Annotated in this window: 16 protein-coding genes and 4 tRNA genes; 7 read left to right on the forward strand and 13 right to left on the reverse strand. The window is 50.0% G+C overall.

Annotated elements, in window-relative coordinates; genetic code table 11:
- Positions 1-161: 161 nt before the first annotated feature.
- Complete coding sequence (gene dgt, locus ACFOE0_RS16285) at positions 162-1,619, forward strand: dGTPase (RefSeq protein WP_248936239.1); 1,458 nt, start codon at positions 162-164, stop codon at positions 1,617-1,619.
- Between the two features lie 9 nt (positions 1,620-1,628).
- On the opposite strand, the gene ACFOE0_RS16290 is transcribed toward dgt, so the two are convergent.
- Entirely contained in the window at positions 1,629-2,462 is an 834-nt protein-coding gene (locus ACFOE0_RS16290; RefSeq protein WP_248936240.1) for an endonuclease/exonuclease/phosphatase family protein, read from the reverse strand.
- Between the two features lie 120 nt (positions 2,463-2,582).
- Between ACFOE0_RS16290 and cls the strand changes: the two genes are divergently transcribed.
- Positions 2,583-4,040: a cardiolipin synthase gene (cls, locus tag ACFOE0_RS16295; protein WP_248936241.1), complete on the forward strand. Its 1,458-nt coding sequence runs from the start codon at positions 2,583-2,585 to the stop codon at positions 4,038-4,040.
- Between the two features lie 35 nt (positions 4,041-4,075).
- Here cls and ACFOE0_RS16300 read toward each other — a convergent pair whose 3' ends face one another.
- The 10 genes from ACFOE0_RS16300 to astE all read right to left on the reverse strand — a co-directional run bounded on the left by ACFOE0_RS16300 (position 4,076) and on the right by astE (position 11,862).
- Positions 4,076-4,678, reverse strand: a complete 603-nt coding sequence (locus ACFOE0_RS16300; protein WP_283106452.1) for a prepilin-type N-terminal cleavage/methylation domain-containing protein — start codon at positions 4,676-4,678, stop codon at positions 4,076-4,078.
- Between the two features lie 153 nt (positions 4,679-4,831).
- Positions 4,832-4,919: transfer RNA gene (locus ACFOE0_RS16305), tRNA-Ser, on the reverse strand.
- Between the two features lie 88 nt (positions 4,920-5,007).
- Positions 5,008-5,095: transfer RNA gene (locus tag ACFOE0_RS16310), tRNA-Ser, on the reverse strand.
- A gap of 96 nt (positions 5,096-5,191) precedes the next feature.
- Positions 5,192-5,279 (reverse strand) — tRNA-Ser (locus ACFOE0_RS16315).
- A gap of 87 nt (positions 5,280-5,366) precedes the next feature.
- Positions 5,367-5,454, reverse strand: a tRNA-Ser gene (locus ACFOE0_RS16320).
- A gap of 209 nt (positions 5,455-5,663) precedes the next feature.
- The gene (gene nadA / locus ACFOE0_RS16325; protein ID WP_248936242.1) at positions 5,664-6,731 is read right to left on the reverse strand and encodes a quinolinate synthase NadA; all 1,068 of its coding nucleotides are present in this window, start codon (positions 6,729-6,731) and stop codon (positions 5,664-5,666) included.
- 195 nt (positions 6,732-6,926) lie between these two features.
- Complete coding sequence (locus tag ACFOE0_RS16330; protein WP_248936243.1) at positions 6,927-8,471, reverse strand: dihydrolipoyllysine-residue acetyltransferase; 1,545 nt, start codon at positions 8,469-8,471, stop codon at positions 6,927-6,929.
- An 11-nt stretch (positions 8,472-8,482) separates the two neighbouring features.
- Positions 8,483-9,460, reverse strand: coding sequence for an alpha-ketoacid dehydrogenase subunit beta (locus tag ACFOE0_RS16335; RefSeq protein WP_248936244.1), 978 nt, complete (start codon positions 9,458-9,460; stop codon positions 8,483-8,485).
- 3 nt (positions 9,461-9,463) lie between these two features.
- Positions 9,464-10,651: a thiamine pyrophosphate-dependent dehydrogenase E1 component subunit alpha gene (locus ACFOE0_RS16340; protein ID WP_248936245.1), complete on the reverse strand. Its 1,188-nt coding sequence runs from the start codon at positions 10,649-10,651 to the stop codon at positions 9,464-9,466.
- 164 nt (positions 10,652-10,815) lie between these two features.
- Positions 10,816-11,862, reverse strand: a complete 1,047-nt coding sequence (gene astE / locus ACFOE0_RS16345; protein ID WP_248936246.1) for a succinylglutamate desuccinylase — start codon at positions 11,860-11,862, stop codon at positions 10,816-10,818.
- Positions 11,863-12,099: 237 nt separating this feature from the next.
- Here astE and msrA point away from each other — a divergent pair, with 237 nt between their 5' ends.
- Positions 12,100-12,582 carry a peptide-methionine (S)-S-oxide reductase MsrA gene (msrA, locus tag ACFOE0_RS16350; RefSeq protein ID WP_248936247.1) on the forward strand — a complete coding sequence of 161 codons (483 nt, stop codon included), beginning with the start codon at positions 12,100-12,102 and terminating at the stop codon, positions 12,580-12,582.
- A 110-nt stretch (positions 12,583-12,692) separates the two neighbouring features.
- Here the strand turns inward: msrA and pgm are convergent, their stop codons facing one another.
- Both pgm and seqA read right to left on the reverse strand, forming a co-directional pair.
- Positions 12,693-14,360 carry a phosphoglucomutase (alpha-D-glucose-1,6-bisphosphate-dependent) gene (pgm, locus tag ACFOE0_RS16355; protein ID WP_248936248.1) on the reverse strand — a complete coding sequence of 556 codons (1,668 nt, stop codon included), beginning with the start codon at positions 14,358-14,360 and terminating at the stop codon, positions 12,693-12,695.
- A 19-nt stretch (positions 14,361-14,379) separates the two neighbouring features.
- Complete coding sequence (gene seqA, locus ACFOE0_RS16360) at positions 14,380-14,949, reverse strand: replication initiation negative regulator SeqA (RefSeq protein WP_248936249.1); 570 nt, start codon at positions 14,947-14,949, stop codon at positions 14,380-14,382.
- A gap of 333 nt (positions 14,950-15,282) precedes the next feature.
- On the opposite strand from seqA, the gene ACFOE0_RS16365 reads away from it, so the two are divergent.
- The 4 genes from ACFOE0_RS16365 (at position 15,283) to fldA (ending at position 17,234) form a co-directional block, all read left to right on the forward strand.
- On the forward strand, positions 15,283-16,062 hold the full coding sequence (locus ACFOE0_RS16365; RefSeq protein ID WP_248936375.1) for an alpha/beta fold hydrolase: 780 nt from the start codon (positions 15,283-15,285) through the stop codon (positions 16,060-16,062).
- A gap of 81 nt (positions 16,063-16,143) precedes the next feature.
- A complete protein-coding gene (locus ACFOE0_RS16370) occupies positions 16,144-16,365 on the forward strand; it encodes a DUF2788 domain-containing protein (RefSeq protein WP_115136868.1) in 222 nt (73 codons plus the stop codon).
- Positions 16,366-16,376: 11 nt separating this feature from the next.
- On the forward strand, positions 16,377-16,649 hold the full coding sequence (ybfE, locus tag ACFOE0_RS16375) for a LexA regulated protein (RefSeq protein WP_115136869.1): 273 nt from the start codon (positions 16,377-16,379) through the stop codon (positions 16,647-16,649).
- 57 nt (positions 16,650-16,706) lie between these two features.
- Positions 16,707-17,234 carry a flavodoxin FldA gene (gene fldA, locus ACFOE0_RS16380; protein ID WP_115136870.1) on the forward strand — a complete coding sequence of 176 codons (528 nt, stop codon included), beginning with the start codon at positions 16,707-16,709 and terminating at the stop codon, positions 17,232-17,234.
- The last annotated feature ends 43 nt before the right edge of the window (positions 17,235-17,277 follow it).

Here is a 17,277-nt window from a genome sequence, read left to right on the forward strand (position 1 = left end):
TCCTTAGATTGTTATTCTAGTTCTTAGGTATTTGTAGGTAGCCCAAGTTAATCATAACCCGGGACTTTTTTCAGCCCGTCCGTTAAGGTCTGTTACATAAAATTGCCCTTCTGATAACCGGCTGTGGCGCACCCGGAAATCAGATTGCACAGGATGTCGAGATGATAGATTTTCGCAGTAAGATTTTGGCCCATCGGCCCTATGGTGAACCCAGAAACCTCTCTGGCCGTTCCCTGCAAAGGCAATTTGAGAGTGACCGTGGGCGCATCATTAACAGTGCAGCGATCCGCAGACTGCAGCAGAAAACTCAGGTATTTCCTCTTGAACGAAATGCCGCAGTAAGAAGTCGGCTGACCCACTCTTTGGAAGTTCAACAAACCGGTCGATTCATTGTGCAAACCATATTCGACCGTTTATCAGATACTCAATTGGCCCAATATGGGCTGACGGATATGGAGAACTCCGTCGAGTCACTGGTGGAAATGGGCTGCCTTATGCACGATGTGGGTAATCCCCCCTTTGGGCATTTCGGAGAAGCCGCAATTAACGACTGGTTCAGTCGCTATATCCCCGCCCTGTTTCCAGCAGAAGTTTCGGCTTTACTTCCAACCCGGGATCAACTGATGCGGGATGTGTGTCAGTTTGAGGGCAATGCTCAAGCGATACGCCTGCTACAGAACCTGCTGGGTCTGAACCTGACCTGGAGCCAGGCTGCTATTGTGATGAAATACACCCGCCCGGCTATCGAGCCCAAGCCCGCACACGATGACGCTCTGAGTTACCTCAAGAAAAAGCCGGGTTGGTACTTCAGTGAGCAGAGTTATATTGAGCGTTTGTGCGCCGCCTTGGAGATAACCCAGGGTCACAGGCACCCTCTGGCTTATATCATGGAAGCGGCAGATGATATCTCATACTGCCTCGCTGACATTGAGGATGCGGTTGAAAAAGACATTCTGAGTCTGAATGAGCTTGAGTCCCACTTGCTGGCACAACACTCTGCGTTGATAGAGCAATGGCAATTACCGGATAAAGGGATATTGTCAGGCGCAATAAGCTATGCCAGTGAACAGGCACAACGTCAGGGAATCAACCATGTCAGCCAGTTCTTTACCTTCCTCAGGGTCAAACTTATCCATCCTTTGGTTAAACATGCCGCCAATCGTTTTCTCGACAATATTGAGGCCGTGTTCCATGGCAATTTCAATCAGGCACTTCTGGAAGACAGAAGCCCGGCTCATGCCATTACCGAAACCCTCAAGCAGGTCGCCTTTAAGCAGGTGTTCTGCCACAAAGAAGTGGAGCGGATGGAGCTTAAGGGCTACAAGGTGATTACCGGTCTGCTGGATGCGTATCGACCTTTACTGGAACTTAGTGAAGATGAGTTTATGGCACTGTCAGCGTCGGGCAAGAAGCCCTTGGTGGCATCCCGCCTCTACAACAAATTGCCGGGCAAACATAAGGCGACCTACCACCGGGCTCTTAAGGATGCTCAAGTAAATCACTGCCTGTGCCCGGGCATTGAGTTTTACCACAGATGCCGCCTTATTCAGGACTATATCAGTGGCATGACAGATCAGTTCGCCTGGGATGAGTACCGAACCCTGATGGCGATAGATTAAAGATATCGACTACATCAGGCTGAATCTGGCCTGTATTGGATTGTGATCCGACGCCTGGGTTTGCCAGGCCTGGGCACTTTCAAGATGTAATCCCCGATAGAAGATATGGTCCAGCGGAAAACCAAACACCTGACTGCGTTCATCCAGCTGATATTTGACCTCCTTTAAGCCAAATTCAGCCATCATCTTATTCACCAGCTGAATACGTCCCTCCCGCCAGGTATTAAAGTCACCGGCAACGATCACAGGCCCCTGATGAGCGGCCAACGCCTTTGCAGCACCTTTCAGCTGAGCGGTATAGGTTTCCAAACCCCAACTGAAATTAACGCTGTGGAGATTCACTACCAACAGGGATTCGCCGTTGGAGAGCGGATAACTGGCTACCAAAGTGGATTTTGGCAATCGAATAAGAGGCTCTGTGGTGAGTTGAGCGCAGATATCAGTCGCAGGAACTGCGGCAACATCAAGCACGCCATTGGCGATCTCAAAGCCAGTGAAGGCGCGCACCATAGTGGCATGGCCCGGTCTTTCGGCGAAGAAGCTCTTCAGCGGTGTCGTCAGACTGGCTTCCTGCAGCAATACCAGCTCACTGCTATCCAGCAGCCGGGTTAACTCTGTTTTCCACCCCACATTCTGCTGCTTATAGATATTCCAGACGCTGACTGTCAACTCGCCGTTGCTGTCCAACGGCTGCTGGCTGACGCTGCTTTCACAGGCCTGATTGAAGTCAGGGCTGGCCAGATCACTGGTCAGGCCCGGAGGATAACGTTCAAAAATCCAACTAAGGCTGATTAATCCTGCAACAGTCACAAAGGCGATAATTAAAGAGAGTGTCTTTTTCATTTTAGTCAGGATCTGAGCAGTAACAGGGATAGAATTTGAAACAGGTGTATCAAAATAGCAGAATCAGACGGGTTTGTGATTATAATGGTTTTTCTTTCATGGTGTTGAAGACCCGTTTTCATGGAAAAAGTCGTTCATCTGCTCACCCTTGCCGGCATTTCGCTCTATTGGTTAACTACCGCCGCCATTACGATTCGCATTATCACCAAGCGTCGTGCCATTGGCGTCTCTCTGGCCTGGATGATGGTTATCTTCGTCGTTCCCCTCGGTGGCGTGATTGCTTATCTGATGTTTGGCGAACTGAACCTGGGCCGTCAACGCGCCTCACGCGCACGGGAGATGTTCCAGCCCTACTCAGACTGGTTTCATCGTTTACATAAGTGGCGTCAATATCAGCCGGGGTCACTGAGCCGTTACAGTGAAGCCATAACCTCTTTGTGCGAGCACAGAATGGGGATCCCGGCCCTGGCCGATAATAAGCTGGAACTGCTTGATACCACAGATGCGATATTCTCCAGTCTGAAAAATGATATCAACCAGGCCAGTAACAGCATTGATATGGAGTTTTATATCTGGCACCCGGGAGGTCTGGCTGACGAAACTGCCAATGCCCTGATTGAAGCCGCCGGGCGGGGCGTCAAGGTCCGGATACTGCTGGATACCGCAGGCAGCCGTACCTTTTTTAAAAGTCATTGGCCCAAAACCCTGAGGGATACCGGTATAAAGGTGGCTGCGGCGCTGCCGGTCTCCCCTTTCCGTATTCTGTTTCAACGAATCGACCTTAGGTTACACCGCAAGATAGTGGTGATTGATAACACTATTGCCTACACAGGCTCCATGAACCTGGTGGATCCGGCCTTCTTTAAACAGGATGCAGGTGTGGGCCAGTGGATTGATGTAATGGTGCGTTTAACCGGTGCCAATGCCCCGGTACTGGCCAGTATTCAGGCATGGGATTGGGAGGCCGAAACCTCAGAACGCCAGTTGCCCCCGCCACCTGTACTGGATGCTCACACCCAGGTTGGCATTAAAGATCTGGTGCAGGTTATCCCGTCAGGACCGGGTATGCCGGAAGCCATCATTCAGCAGGTATTGCTGCAAAGCATCTATCAGGCCCGCAGAAGCATTACCATCACCACCCCTTACTTTGTGCCCAGTGAAAGCCTGATGCTGGCCATGATTTCAGCCGCGCAACGTGGCGTGGATGTACGGATTATCATCCCAGACAAGAATGATTCCCTGATGGTGGAATGGGCCAGCCGCTCTTTCTTTGGCGAACTGCTGCGGGCAGGTGTGAAGATCTTCCGCTTCCGAGGAGGTCTGCTGCACACCAAGTCTGTAGTGATTGATGACAGACACGCGCTTATTGGCACGGTAAACCTGGATATGCGCAGTTTGTGGTTGAACTTTGAAGTCACACTGGCGGTGGAAGATTCTGAGTTCACCGCCAACCTGGCTCAGCTGCAGCGTGATTATCAGGAGCACGCGGTCCAGATAGATGCAGAGAGTTGGAACAGCCGACGGTTACACAAACGCTTTGCAGAGCAGTTCTTCTACTGGTTCTCGCCCCTGTTGTAAAAACAGAAACGCCCGCAATCGCGGGCGTTTGGTTATTAATGGGCAGGAGTCCCTGGTGTACCATCTTTATTGTAAAAGGCATCAATCACTTCGACCTTTCCGGTATCGGGGTAATAGTTCATTACCTTAGTGGTATTCTCCTGTTGTATATGATGAACCATTCGATATATGCACATACGTTCCGCAGATGGATTATCGTCAGTTGGTTTACTATATGTATATGCAATATCAATGGGTGTTGTTGCCAACTGAGTATCTGGAACGGCTGCGCAGGTTAAATCGGTATCAGTGAGTCCGTGCCATAGCTCATCACATGCATCATATACTTCAGCATTGACCCCGGACGTCGCATAAGGCCAGCCGTTGTCAGTTGAATCTACTGAACCATCACCAAAACTTTCCAGATTATTGACAGCTTCTGTATGACCACTGGCTAACCAACCACTGTGATAAAGCTTTACCGCGCTCTCGAAGGCAGCAAACTGAGTCAATATGGCAGCCTCTTCGGCCTCGTCCTGCATATTGATGAATTTGGGCGCGGCAACCACGGCAAGAATGCCCAGAATAATAATGACCACAACCAATTCGATCAGGGTAAAGCCTTTTGCTCTTAAGCGAGCGTCTCTGGATACAAACATACTACCTCCGGTTCACATAGCCGCAGGATTATCTGTCCGGGCTAATATTCCGTCAAATCATATATTTGTTAACTTTTAACCAGGAGTTCACAACAAGGTTTAGGATATTAAAAACGCAAAAGCCCAGTCGATTGACTGGGCTTTTGCTGAATGTGGCGGTGAGGGAGGGATTCGAACCCTCGATACGTTTCCGTATACACACTTTCCAGGCGTGCTCCTTCGGCCACTCGGACACCTCACCAAATTGTTAGTTTTACGACAACCTCGTTGGAACGAGTTCACGGTCGGCTGCTTTCGCAGCGGTCACAGTCATGTCGACTGAAGGAAATTGGCGGTGAAGGAGAGATTCGAACTCTCGATACGTTTCCGTATACACACTTTCCAGGCGTGCTCCTTCGGCCACTCGGACACTTCACCATATTGTTTGTTTTACGACTGTCGTCGCCCTGCTCTTTCCTTAAGGGTCAGAACAGAGAGTTAATCCATGATTTTACTCAGAGGACTAACTGAAAGTGGCGGTGAGGGAGGGATTCGAACCCTCGATACGTTTCCGTATACACACTTTCCAGGCGTGCTCCTTCGGCCACTCGGACACCTCACCATATTGTTTGTTTTACGACATCAAGCCTTGACTCAGGTCGCCACTCATCACTGAATGGAACAGCCCGCAATGCGAACCGTTGAAATTTGGCGGTGAAGGAGAGATTCGAACTCTCGATACGTTTCCGTATACACACTTTCCAGGCGTGCTCCTTCGGCCACTCGGACACTTCACCATTTTGTTGCTAACCTACATTTGCCATATGGCTCAGCGGTTAACGGAGCGCTACTTTACGCAAAAGCGCTTGTCTAATCAAGGGAAAAAACGCCCTGATCACGCGTATGCGCGGAGTTTGAACAAATCATGGGATAAATGTATAAAAACATGGCGGAATGCAGAAAAAAGAACCCGCAATCAGCGGGTTCCATTTCAGATACTGTGATATTAAGCGTTGCCTTTAACCTGCATATTCAGGCCAGCCGCAAAGCTCAGCATACGATCCAGCGGAATTAACGCCTGCTCGCGCAGTGAATCATCGACAAAAATCTCATGCTTATCGCTGTCACCGTCGGCCAGAGCAGACTCAATAGCCTGCAACCCATTCATCGCCATCCACGGGCAGTGAGCACAGCTGCGACAGGTCGCACCGTTACCACCGGTAGGAGCTTCAATCAGGTTTTTGCCTGGAGCTGCCTGCTGCATCTTGTAGAAAATGCCTTTGTCAGTTGCAACGATAAAGGTGTCATTATCCATAGTCTGAGCAGCTTTGATCAGCTGAGAGGTTGAGCCCACGGCGTCAGCCATATCCACCACACTGGCCGGTGATTCAGGGTGAACCAGTACCGCAGCATCAGGATGTTGCAGTTTCAGCTCGCGCAGGGCCTTGGCCTTGAACTCATCATGTACAATACACTCTCCCTGCCACAACAGCATTTCAGCGCCGGTTTGTTTGGCAATATAGCTGCCCAGGTGACGGTCAGGGCCCCAGATAATCTTCTTATCTTCCGCATCCAGGTGCTCTACAATCTCCAGCGCAATACTGGATGTCACAACCCAGTCTGCACGGGCTTTAACAGCCGCAGAGGTATTGGCATAAACCACAACAGTATGGTCAGGGTGAGCATCACAGAACTTGCTGAAGTCTTCAATCGGGCAGCCTACGTCCAGTGAGCAGGTAGCGTCCAGTGTCGGCATCAGCACGGTTTTTTCCGGGCTGAGAATTTTGGCTGTCTCACCCATAAACTTCACGCCGGCAACAATCAGGGTCTTGGCTGGGTGGTCACGGCCAAACCGGGCCATCTCCAAAGAGTCGGAAACACAGCCGCCGGTCTCTTCAGCCAACGCCTGGATTTCAGGATCTGTGTAATAGTGTGCCACCAGAACGGCATCACGTTCCTGCAATAATGACTTGATACGGGCCTTGTACTGCGCCTTTTGCTCATCACTCAATAGGGCTGGCTTGGGCGGAAACGGATATTCAACTGGGGTATAAACTGGGACCTGGGCTTCCATGTTAAAACTGCAAAAGGATCAAAACGTTCGGTAAGTATACGTAAATCCTTCTGCCCCCACAATTCTGTGATCTTCAACAAGTTACCCCTAATGTTATAAAGACGGAACTCAATACCCTGCCCCATAACAAATTTTCGGTTTGCATTAAATTAAAAAAGAGCACCTGAGTGCTCTTTTTTTGGTCGCCGACAAGGCTTATCGCATCGCCATCAGCATATCCTGAGGGGACTCAAGATACTGCTTCCACAGGTTACAGAAGCGGGCAATGGTGCCACCATCAATCACTCTGTGGTCGCCGGACCAGCTCACCTGCATAATCTGACGGGCTTCTACCTCACCTTTCTCATTGAATCTGGGCAGGCTTTGTACTTTACCCAAGGCCACAATCGCCACTTCCGGCTTATTGATAATGGGCGTTGCCACAGTACCGCCCAGAGCGCCAATATTGGAGATAGAGATGGTGCCACCTTTAAGATCTGCCGGTTGCACCCTGCCGCTGCGGGCATCTTTGGTCAAACGGGTAATCTCCGCCGCAACATCCAAAATCGACTTGGCCTGAACATCTTTGATATTGGGCACCAGCAAACCAACCTTGGAGTCCACCGCCATACCTATGTTATGACTGCCCTTATAGGTCAGCTCAGTACAATCGGCATTGACCTGACTGTTAAGCAAAGGGAACTCGTTAAGGGCAAGCGACATGGCTTTCATAAAGAAAGGCATCATGGTCACTTTCAGCTCGTCTGTACCATATTTCTGCTTCATCTGGGCCCGCAGTGCCATCAGCTCTGTTATATCCAGCTCTTCACAATAGGTAAAGTGAGGAATGGTGGATACAGACTCCTGCATGGCACGGGCCATAACAGCCTTAACCCCTTTGATAGGCTCTACCCTGTCAGCAGAAGATGTTGCTGTACTGGCCACAGGCGCTGTAGCTTCTGCCTTGACGGCTGCAGGCTTATCGCCGCTCAGATATCGCTGCACGTCCTCTTTGTAGACACGGCCATTTTTACCTGAGCCAGGAACCAGGCTTAAATCCAGGTCATGGGAACGCGCAAGACGTCTTACCGCAGGACTTGCCAGAGCCTTGCCTGGACGGCGACTTGGCGCAATGTCGCTGGGGGCTGTAGCCGCATTACCGGCTTCTGCAGCTTCAGGGGTGACTGCAGCACTGGCGCTGTCCACGGCAACCTCGATGGCGAACAGAGGTTCATGAACTTTTGCCAACTGTCCCTTGCGATAATACAGCTTGGCAATCTTGCCCGCTTTGATTGCCGGGATCTGAACCAGGGCCTTATCTGTCATCACATCTGCGATAGCCTGATCTTCCAGTACATGATCGCCTTCATTGACCAGCCACTCGACCAGCTCACACTCGACAATACCTTCACCGATATCCGGCAGCAGGAAGTCTTCCACCACAAAAGATGCGGTACTGGAAGCCACAGGCTTTTCCTGAGCTGCAGGCTCGGGTGTCGCTTCAACCACCTCTTCACCCTCACCGTCAATCTCAATGCTGTAAAGCGGCGCATGAACCTTGGCAATCTCTCCCTTGGCATAATGCAGCTTGGTGATTTTGCCATTATAAGGGGCGGGAATTTGCACCAGGGCCTTATCTGTCATCACATCAGCGATAGGCTGATCTTCAGTCACGACATCGCCTTCGTTCACCAGCCATTCGACCAGTTCACACTCAACGACACCTTCGCCGATATCCGGCAAAATAAAATCCTTAATCATTGCCGGGGCTCCTAGTAGTTCATTGTGGCCTTGATGGCTTCAAAGGTCTTAAGCGCATCTGGCATATATTCTTTTTCATGGCACAGCGGATAAGGGGTATCCAAGCCACATACGCGGGCAATAGGCGCTTCCAGATAAAGGAAGCACTCCTGCTGTATGGTGGCGGCGATTTCACCGGCGAAACCACCGGTCAAAGGCGCCTCATGGTTAACCAGCAGGCGACCGGTTTTACGTACCGATTCAGCCACAGTGTCAACATCCCATGGTGCCAGACTGCGAAGATCAATCACTTCACAGGAGATATTTTCCTTGGCAGCCATTTCAGCAGCTTGTTCAAGGATCTCCATTTGAGCGCCCCAGCCCAGCAGAGTGATATCACTGCCCTGAGCCACAACCTCGGCCTTACCCAGTTCAATCTCATAATCACCCTCAGGGACTTCGCCCACTGATGCACGATAGAGACGTTTGGGTTCGAAGAACACCACAGGGTTTTTATCTCGGATAGAGGCCAACAGCAGACCTTTGGCCTGGTGAGGATTGCGTGGAACCACCACTTTCAGTCCAGGTGTACCGGTAAAGTAAGCTTCGGGAGATTGAGAGTGGTAGTGTCCACCCGCAATACCACCGCCATAGGGGGTACGGAAGGTTAATCCACCGACGTCAAACTCATTACCACTGCGGTATCTGAACTTTGCTGATTCATTCACAATCTGGTCGAAAGCCGGGAAGATATAGTCAGCAAACTGTATTTCAGCCACTGGCGTCATACCATTGGAAGCCAGACCATTGGCAAATCCGGCGATCCCCTGCTCGGTCAGAGGCGTGTTAAAACATCTTTCTCTTCCAAACTTGTCCTGCAGACCTGACGTCGCGCGGAATACTCCACCAAAGTGACCAACGTCTTCACCGAATACCAGCATGCGCTCATCGGTTTCCATGGCAATGGTCAGGGCCTCGTTAATGGCCTGCAACATATTCATCTTTGGCATAACTCAGTCTCTCCCTGACGTCTTTGGATAGGCTTTTGGATACTTCTTAATATGTGCCTTTAATTCAGCCAATTGCTGTTTCAGCGCAGGCGTTGGTGTATCCAATACATCTTCAATCAACTCATCCAGCGACGGACAAGGGATCTTTTCTGAGACTTTTACCTGATCCAGGACTTCCTGACGGTACTTTTCATAAAGAGCGGCATCATCTGCCTCTTTCAGCCACCCTTTATTGATCAGCCATAGCTTGAACCTTTGAACCGGGTCATGTTCACGCCATTTGGCTTCTTCCTCTTTAGAGCGATATCCGGATGGATCGTCTGAAGAGGAGTGAGCGCCAAGACGGTAGGTCATAGCTTCAATCAGTACCGGCGCCTTATGCTCAAGTGCGTATGCCCTGGCCTGCTGAGTGGCGGCCAATACCGCCAGCATATCGTTACCGTCGATGCGAATCGTATGCATGCCGTAACCCACACCACGGCTGGCGATACCGTCACCGGCAAACTGCTCTTCTGTTGGAGTGGAAATGGCGTAACCATTATTGCGACAGAAAAATATAACCGGGGCTTTGTGCACTGCGGCCATGTTCAGGCCGGCATGGAAATCACCTTCCGAGGCGGCACCTTCACCGAAATAGCAGATTGCGACATTACGCTTACCCTGCATTTTCAGGCTGTAACCAACACCTGTTGCCTGTGGGATCTGGGTGGCCAGAGGAGAAGAGATAGTTTGGTAGTGAAGGTCAGCGCAGCCATAGTGAATGGGCATCTGTCTGCCTTTACCCAGATCCAGCGCGTTGCTGAACATCTGGTTCATAAATTGCTCAGTGGTGAAACCACGATAACGCAGCGCTGCATGCTCCCGGTATTGAGCCAGGATAACGTCTTCCTGGTCCAGACCAGCGGCACTGCCTATCACTGCCGCCTCTTCACCGGTACAGGTCATATAAAAACTGATACGGCCCTGACGTTGGGCACCCAACATACGCTCATCCAGCACACGGGTGAACACACAGGTATCATAAATTTTCAAAGCTAACTGCTGATCGATAGTTGGCTCTATAGCGCCTTCGTAGGTCGTTCCATCGGCCTGCAGTATCTTAAGAATGGGAATTGACAGCGCATTGCCTTCAATAAAGTTGACACGATGCACCAGAGTCTGACGCTCGTCTTTTTGTGTTGCGTTGCTCATATTTTGCTCTTTATTATCCAGAGCAGGCGGGAAATCTCCCCTTCCCGACACTGCTCGCTGTGATTTCGATACGCAATCAGAACATTACGTTAACGTAAGCTAGCCAGCAACTTTTACACTTGGGCAATGCAGATCCTGCCCCTGCATGGCTTGTATAAATTGCTTTACATTACGTCGGGCTCATCCACCTGTACCAGACACAGCAGGGTTCGCTGGCCGATCGGCACTTTGGCATTAGGAAAAACAATAGCTTCCCTGCTCTCTTCAACAACAACATCCTGGCCGCCATCCCGCGCCAACACCACACCTTTACTGAAGCTGGTGAAGTTTTCCACGTCATTGGCGAAGGTAAACTCAAAGTCTTCAGTTTCCTTAACGATGGAACGACTGACCCGGTACAGATGCAGTCGCTTAGGGTTATAGGCCGGCATCTCAAGGGGCTTGCCGGTGATCAGGTCTGTGAGCATTTGGTCCATGGCGATAAAGCGGGTCATATCGTTTTGTCCCATAGGGAACACTTTACCCAGCTCGATGGTGAAAGCGTCAGCACCATAGCCGTTGGCAGAAAAGTAGCTGAAAGTCGTGGTGGGCTCGTGGTGGAACAAGACGCAGTTTACACCCGCCGCATCGAGGAATCGTAACTGCTCGGCACTGTAAGGGCGACCATGGCGGTATGGGTAGATAGCAAACTTCTCATACTTGGCACCACGGATAGCGGTATGAAGGTCATAGTGAATTCTCTGTCTTGGCTCTGGCTCACCGGAAGGTTCGGCGCTGAAGAAGCCGTCTACCGCCTGCTCCAGTCTTTTGGCTCTGTGGCGCTCTGGGTTTGTCAGGCCTTCGCCCCGGGAATGCTCTCCACTGAACAGACGATTAAGGTTCTCATCAACGATACGGGTGCCGTTGAACATGGCATGAGGATTTCCAAACAGGAACATGACTCTGTGGCTGGTACGTATCTCCTGGTTCAGCAATCGTTTAATCAGGCCGTTACAAAGCTCAATAGGAGCTGTCTCATTACCGTGTACACCGGAAGAGAGCACAATATCTTTATTTCCCGGATTCAGTGGTTCAAAAACCAGAATCCCTGTGTCCTGTATTTCGACTCGGGTATGGTCACCAAGCACCATGGATTCTGGTTTTGCCAGTCCATCGGGATGTGCCAGGGTCAGAGCCAGAAAATCCTTTGAAGTCATCAGGGTTTTTAGCATTAATAGCTCCTTGTTATTTTTGTGTTTCCCTGTATCGCAAAATTTAATTTGCCGATTACCAGTGATTGCAGGCAATCATAACACAGATTTTTCATCATCAAGTCAGAGCCTTAGCAATTGACACAATCTATTCAAACAAAAACTTCATTCCAGCCCCTTGCAACCCAATCAAGTTTGAAACAACATAAGACGTATGGACGGCTAAACGTCTTTACGTTTATTTTATGGAGAGCAAATATGGCACAGGCAACTTTTGGCGCAGGCTGTTTCTGGGGCGTTGAACATTTCTTTCGTCAGATTGAAGGCGTGACAGACGTGACCTGTGGCTATATGGGCGGCAATGACAAGTACACCGACTATCAAAGTGTAAAGTCAGGGACGACCGGGCATGCGGAGGTTGTTCAGGTAGAGTACGACGAAGAAAGGGTTAGTTTTGAGACACTGCTGACGGTGTTTTGGCAAAATCACAACCCCACTACCCTGAATCAACAAGGTGGGGATATCGGCAGTCAGTATCGCAGCACCATCTTTTTCCACGACAGGATTCAAAAGCAGCAGGCCGAAGCATCAAAACTGGCGTTGATAAAAAGCGAACGTTGGGGTCTTAAGCAGATAGTGACTGAGATAGTCCCTGCCGTCAGGTTTCATGAAGCGGAAGCCTACCATCAGAATTACCTGGCCAAAAACGAACTGCCCAGCTGTCATATCTTTTATGGTTAACTCCTTACATCAATCATATCGCCATAAAAAAGCCCGCAGATATGCGGGCTTTTTCTGGTTAACCAGTCAATCCAGATTCGGGCACAGGCAACTAAACTAACCCTGGCATCTTATCGTTTCAGCGCAGCATCCAGCATGGCTTTGGCATCTGCCAGCAACTGCTTTAAATGGGCTTCGCTGACAAAGCTCTCTGCATACAACTTGAACAGCGCTTCAGTACCCGATGGCCTGGCGGCAAACCAGCCATTGTCGGTGACTACCTTTAAACCGCCAATAGCAGCGCCATTACCCGGGGCATGACTGAGTACAGCAGTGATCTTATCACCGGCCAACTCAGTGGCATCCAGTGAGTCAGCATTAAGAGCGGAAAACTTCGCTTTTTTGGCAGCGCTGATAGGACTGTCAATTCGGGTATAAAAACTGGTACCGAATTGTTCGGTCAGTCTCTGATAATGCTCCGCAGGGTTTTTACCTGTCACAGCCAGGATCTCTGCAGCCAACAAACACAGAATGAAACCGTCTTTATCAGTACACCAGGTTTGACCATCCAGTTGCAGAAATGCGGCGCCGGCGCTCTCTTCACCACCAAAGGCAATTGACTGATCTGCCAGACCATCGACAAACCACTTAAAGCCAACCGGGACTTCCATCAGAGTTTTGCCGTGGGATGCACAAATACGATCTATCATGGCGCTGGACACCAGCGTCTTACCAATCGCTTTGTCCGCTGCCCATTGCGGTCTGTGGGTAACCAGATAATCGATAGCCACCGCGAGGAAATGGTTGGGGTTCATCAAGCCCCCCTTCACATCGCCTCGTGCAGGACAAACGATGCCATGACGATCAAAGTCAGGATCATTCCCCAGGCAGAGATCAAATTTGTCGGCATGGGCCAACAGTCCTGCCATGGCAAAGGGTGATGAGCAATCCATGCGGATCTTGCCATCCTTATCCAGCGTCATAAAACCAAACGCCGGGTCCACCTTGTCATTCAGTACAGTGATATTAAGACCATAGCGCTGGGCAATTTTATCCCAGTAATAGATACCTGATCCGCCGAGTGGATCGACACCAATTTTGATACCCGCATCAGCGATAGCTTTCATATCGATCACCTTTTCCAGGGCATCGATATAGGGAGCATACAGGTCGACATGTTTAACATAACCTGTGGTTAACGCCACCTCTATGTTGGCACGTTTTACACCTTCAAGTTGAGCTTCAAGGTATTCATTGGCACGCTGCTCAACCCAGGAGGTAATCTCACCTTCAGCCGGTCCACCGTGAGGTGGGTTGTACTTAATACCGCCGTCCCGTGGAGGGTTATGGGAGGGAGTAATAATCAAGCCATCCAGCAGGCCTTTGTCAGAGCTGTGCTTACCCCGGTTGGCGGCCACCAGATACTGGCTGACCACAGGGGTAGGCACATAAGCATCGTCCAACTGAGCAATCACAGTCACCTGATTGGCAACCAATACTTCGATAGCCGTAATATAAGCCGCCTGAGACAGAGCGTGGGTATCCATGCCCAACACCAAACCACCGTCTATTCCTTTCAATTTGCGGTAATCCACCACGGCCTGAGTAATGGCCATAATGTGCGACTCATTGAAGCTTGAGTCTGCTGCGCAGCCTCTGTGACCGGATGTGCCGAAGGTCACCCTTTGGGCCGCCTTGGTCATGTCCGGAACCAGACGGAAATATTGACTGATCAGCTTGGGAATATTGGTTAAATCGGATTGCAGCGCAGGCTTACCCGCCCTCTTATGACTGGCCAAACTTTGACTCCACTATTAACTAAACACGTTCTGCCAGCTTGCTGGCCTGGATTTCAGATGCACCAAACTGCTCTAGTACTTCACTGAGAATATTGCGCTTTTTGGCAGTATTGTTGTTGGTGGTTACCCAGTAGCCACTGTTGCCGATCTCTTTTGGATTGGCTGATTTGCTGGCATTAAGCAGCGCGTCTTTGGACGTTGCAAAATAGAGACGATCACGCCCCTGAACCTGCAACACTTTATCGAAACCGTTACCGGATGACAGGTAAAGAGTTTCCAGAATAAACAGAAAACGGCCTACAGCACCCTTTTGAGCTTCCAATTGAGCTTCATTAACCAGCTCATCAAAGGCGATAACGGTATTGGTGTTAACCTGGGCAGTTTCTGCGACTTCGTGGCTCGCTTTCACTTCCTGGACTTCTTCAACTTCCTTGCCTGGATGACTGATATCTTCAGGCACTTCCAATGGTGCCTGTTCAACAGTCAATCCCAATAAACGACGCAGAATATCCGAGGCACTCTCGCCAATACGTTCAGTTTTGCTGGCAATGTAGCGATACAGCTCCTCATCAACCTCGATATATTTCATGAGCAGTTTTCCTATTGATAACTCTTGTCACCTGTTCCACAACGGTTGGCGGAACAATTAAAGGCGATCAGTGTATGTCAGATTTAACAGATTGATAAGCGCCATGATAATGAAAAATCGTTGGATTCTGCTCTACCGGCCAGTTTTCCCCCGTTGCAGCACAGTGTGTAATCAACAAAGCCTGCTCAGGGAGGCCAGGGATGGTGCCGCTTTTGACGGAATCTTTCTCCAACGCCTTAATTAAACTGCTCTAAAACTGTTATTCAATTCAAAAAAAAGGCAAAATCCTGACCAATTTCAAAAGCTGGAGATCGAGACGTGGGACAACCGCAGATACATTATGAAGTCAGTGGGGAAGGCAGTGACATCATCCTTATTCATGGATTGTTTGGGAATCTCGATAACCTTAAAGGCCTGGGGCGTCAGCTGGAACAAAAGTATCGTGTTTGGCGTATCGATCTGCCCAACCACGGGCTAAGTGAGCACACCCATGATATGCACTATGGTGCCATGGCTGAGGCCTTGACCGGGTTTATGGATAGCCAGGGGCTGACCAGCGCCCATCTGGTTGGCCATTCAATGGGGGGAAAAGTAGCCATGGCCGTCGCTTTGACCCAAGCGGCGCGGGTCGAGAGTTTGGTGGCAGCTGATATCGCACCGGTTCCCTATCACGCCAGACACACCAAAGTATTTGAAGGCATGACCAGCCTGCCCCTCGATAGCATTAAAGACAGACGAGATGCCCTGACCCACCTGCTTGATTCAGGTATAGATGAAGGCACAGCCCAGTTCCTGCTCAAGAACTTACAACGCAGCGACGAGGGCTTTGGCTGGAAGCTGAACCTCAGTGGATTGCAGGAATGCTATTCTCATCTGATCGATTGGCCTTATACAGGACTAAAATATGAGGGGCCAACCTTGTTTGTTCGTGGCGATCAATCAGACTATGTACTGAGTGACCACAGGCAGCCGATTCTGGCACAGTTTCCCAGTGTCCAGGCAAAAACCATTGTAGGGACAGGACATTGGCTCCATGCACAGAAGCCGGCTCAGTTTAACCGTATAGTTGAACACTTTATCGACAAAGCCGACAATCAGGGGCCGGAAGCCTGATGTGGAATATAGCTCTGCCACACTTGATATGATATATTCCCGCCTCTTTTGACCCCGGGCAGCACAGAAGGATGAAAATGCATGCTGAATCAGTACATGGAACAGATTGAAACCCTTGGCCTGAATCTGTTTTTTGCAGCGATATTTTTCTTTATCGGGATGGCCATCCGGGATGTACTGAAACAGGGAAATGTCCCCAAGTTCGGTCAATATATTGTTTGGTTAGTGCTCTTTCTCGGCTGTGCCGGGTTTGTGGCAAAAGGTATTATCCAGTTTACCTGGGAATCCTCGGGTATTGGTTAAACGACAACAACATGGCTAAAGAAGCAACAGACAGAACAACGATTGACCTGTTTGCCAATGAAAAGCGACGCGGACGCCCCAGGACCAATCCTCTGCCCCGCGAACAGCAACTCAAGGTCAATAAACGCAATCAAATCCAGCGGGATAAAGCGAAGGGCTTGAAGCGGATAGAGTTAAAAGTGTCACAAGAATTATATGACGCCTTGAACCGCGAAGCGCTGGCCAGTAACATCAGCCGCAGCCAGTTAATCGAATTACTCCTGCTCAAGCAAATCGACTGCTGACAGTTTTTGTACCACGATAGACGTGACAACGCGCATTAAACACATTAAGGAAAGACAATGGCAACTGTAGGTCTTTTTTTCGGTAGTGATACAGGTAACACCGAAGCTGTAGCCAAAATGATCCAGAAGAAACTGGGTAAGCAAATGGTTGATGTAAAAGACATCGCCAAGAGCACCAAAGAAGAGATCGCTGAGTTCGATCTGCTGATTTTCGGTATCCCGACCTGGTACTATGGTGAAGCACAGTGCGATTGGGATGACTTCTTCCCTGAGCTGGAGCAGATCGACTTTAACGACAAGTTAGTCGCTATTTTCGGTTGTGGCGATCAGGAAGACTATGCAGAGTACTTCCTGGATGCCATGGGCATGGTGGGTGACATAGTTCAGGCCCGTGGCGGTATCATCATCGGCCACTGGTCTACTGAAGGTTACGAGTTCGAAGCCTCGAAAGCACAGGTTGATGACAACCACTTCATCGGTCTGGGTATTGACGAAGATCGTCAGCCAGAACTGACCGAAGAGCGTGTTGACGCCTGGGTTAAACAAATTTACGAAGAGATGTGTCTGGCTGAGCTGGAAGACTAATCCAGGCTCCGGCAGCAACTCTGACAAAGGCGGCAATGCAGCC

Source organism: Shewanella submarina, assembly GCF_042646185.1.
GTDB classification, from domain to species: Bacteria; Pseudomonadota; Gammaproteobacteria; order Enterobacterales; family Shewanellaceae; genus Shewanella; species Shewanella corallii.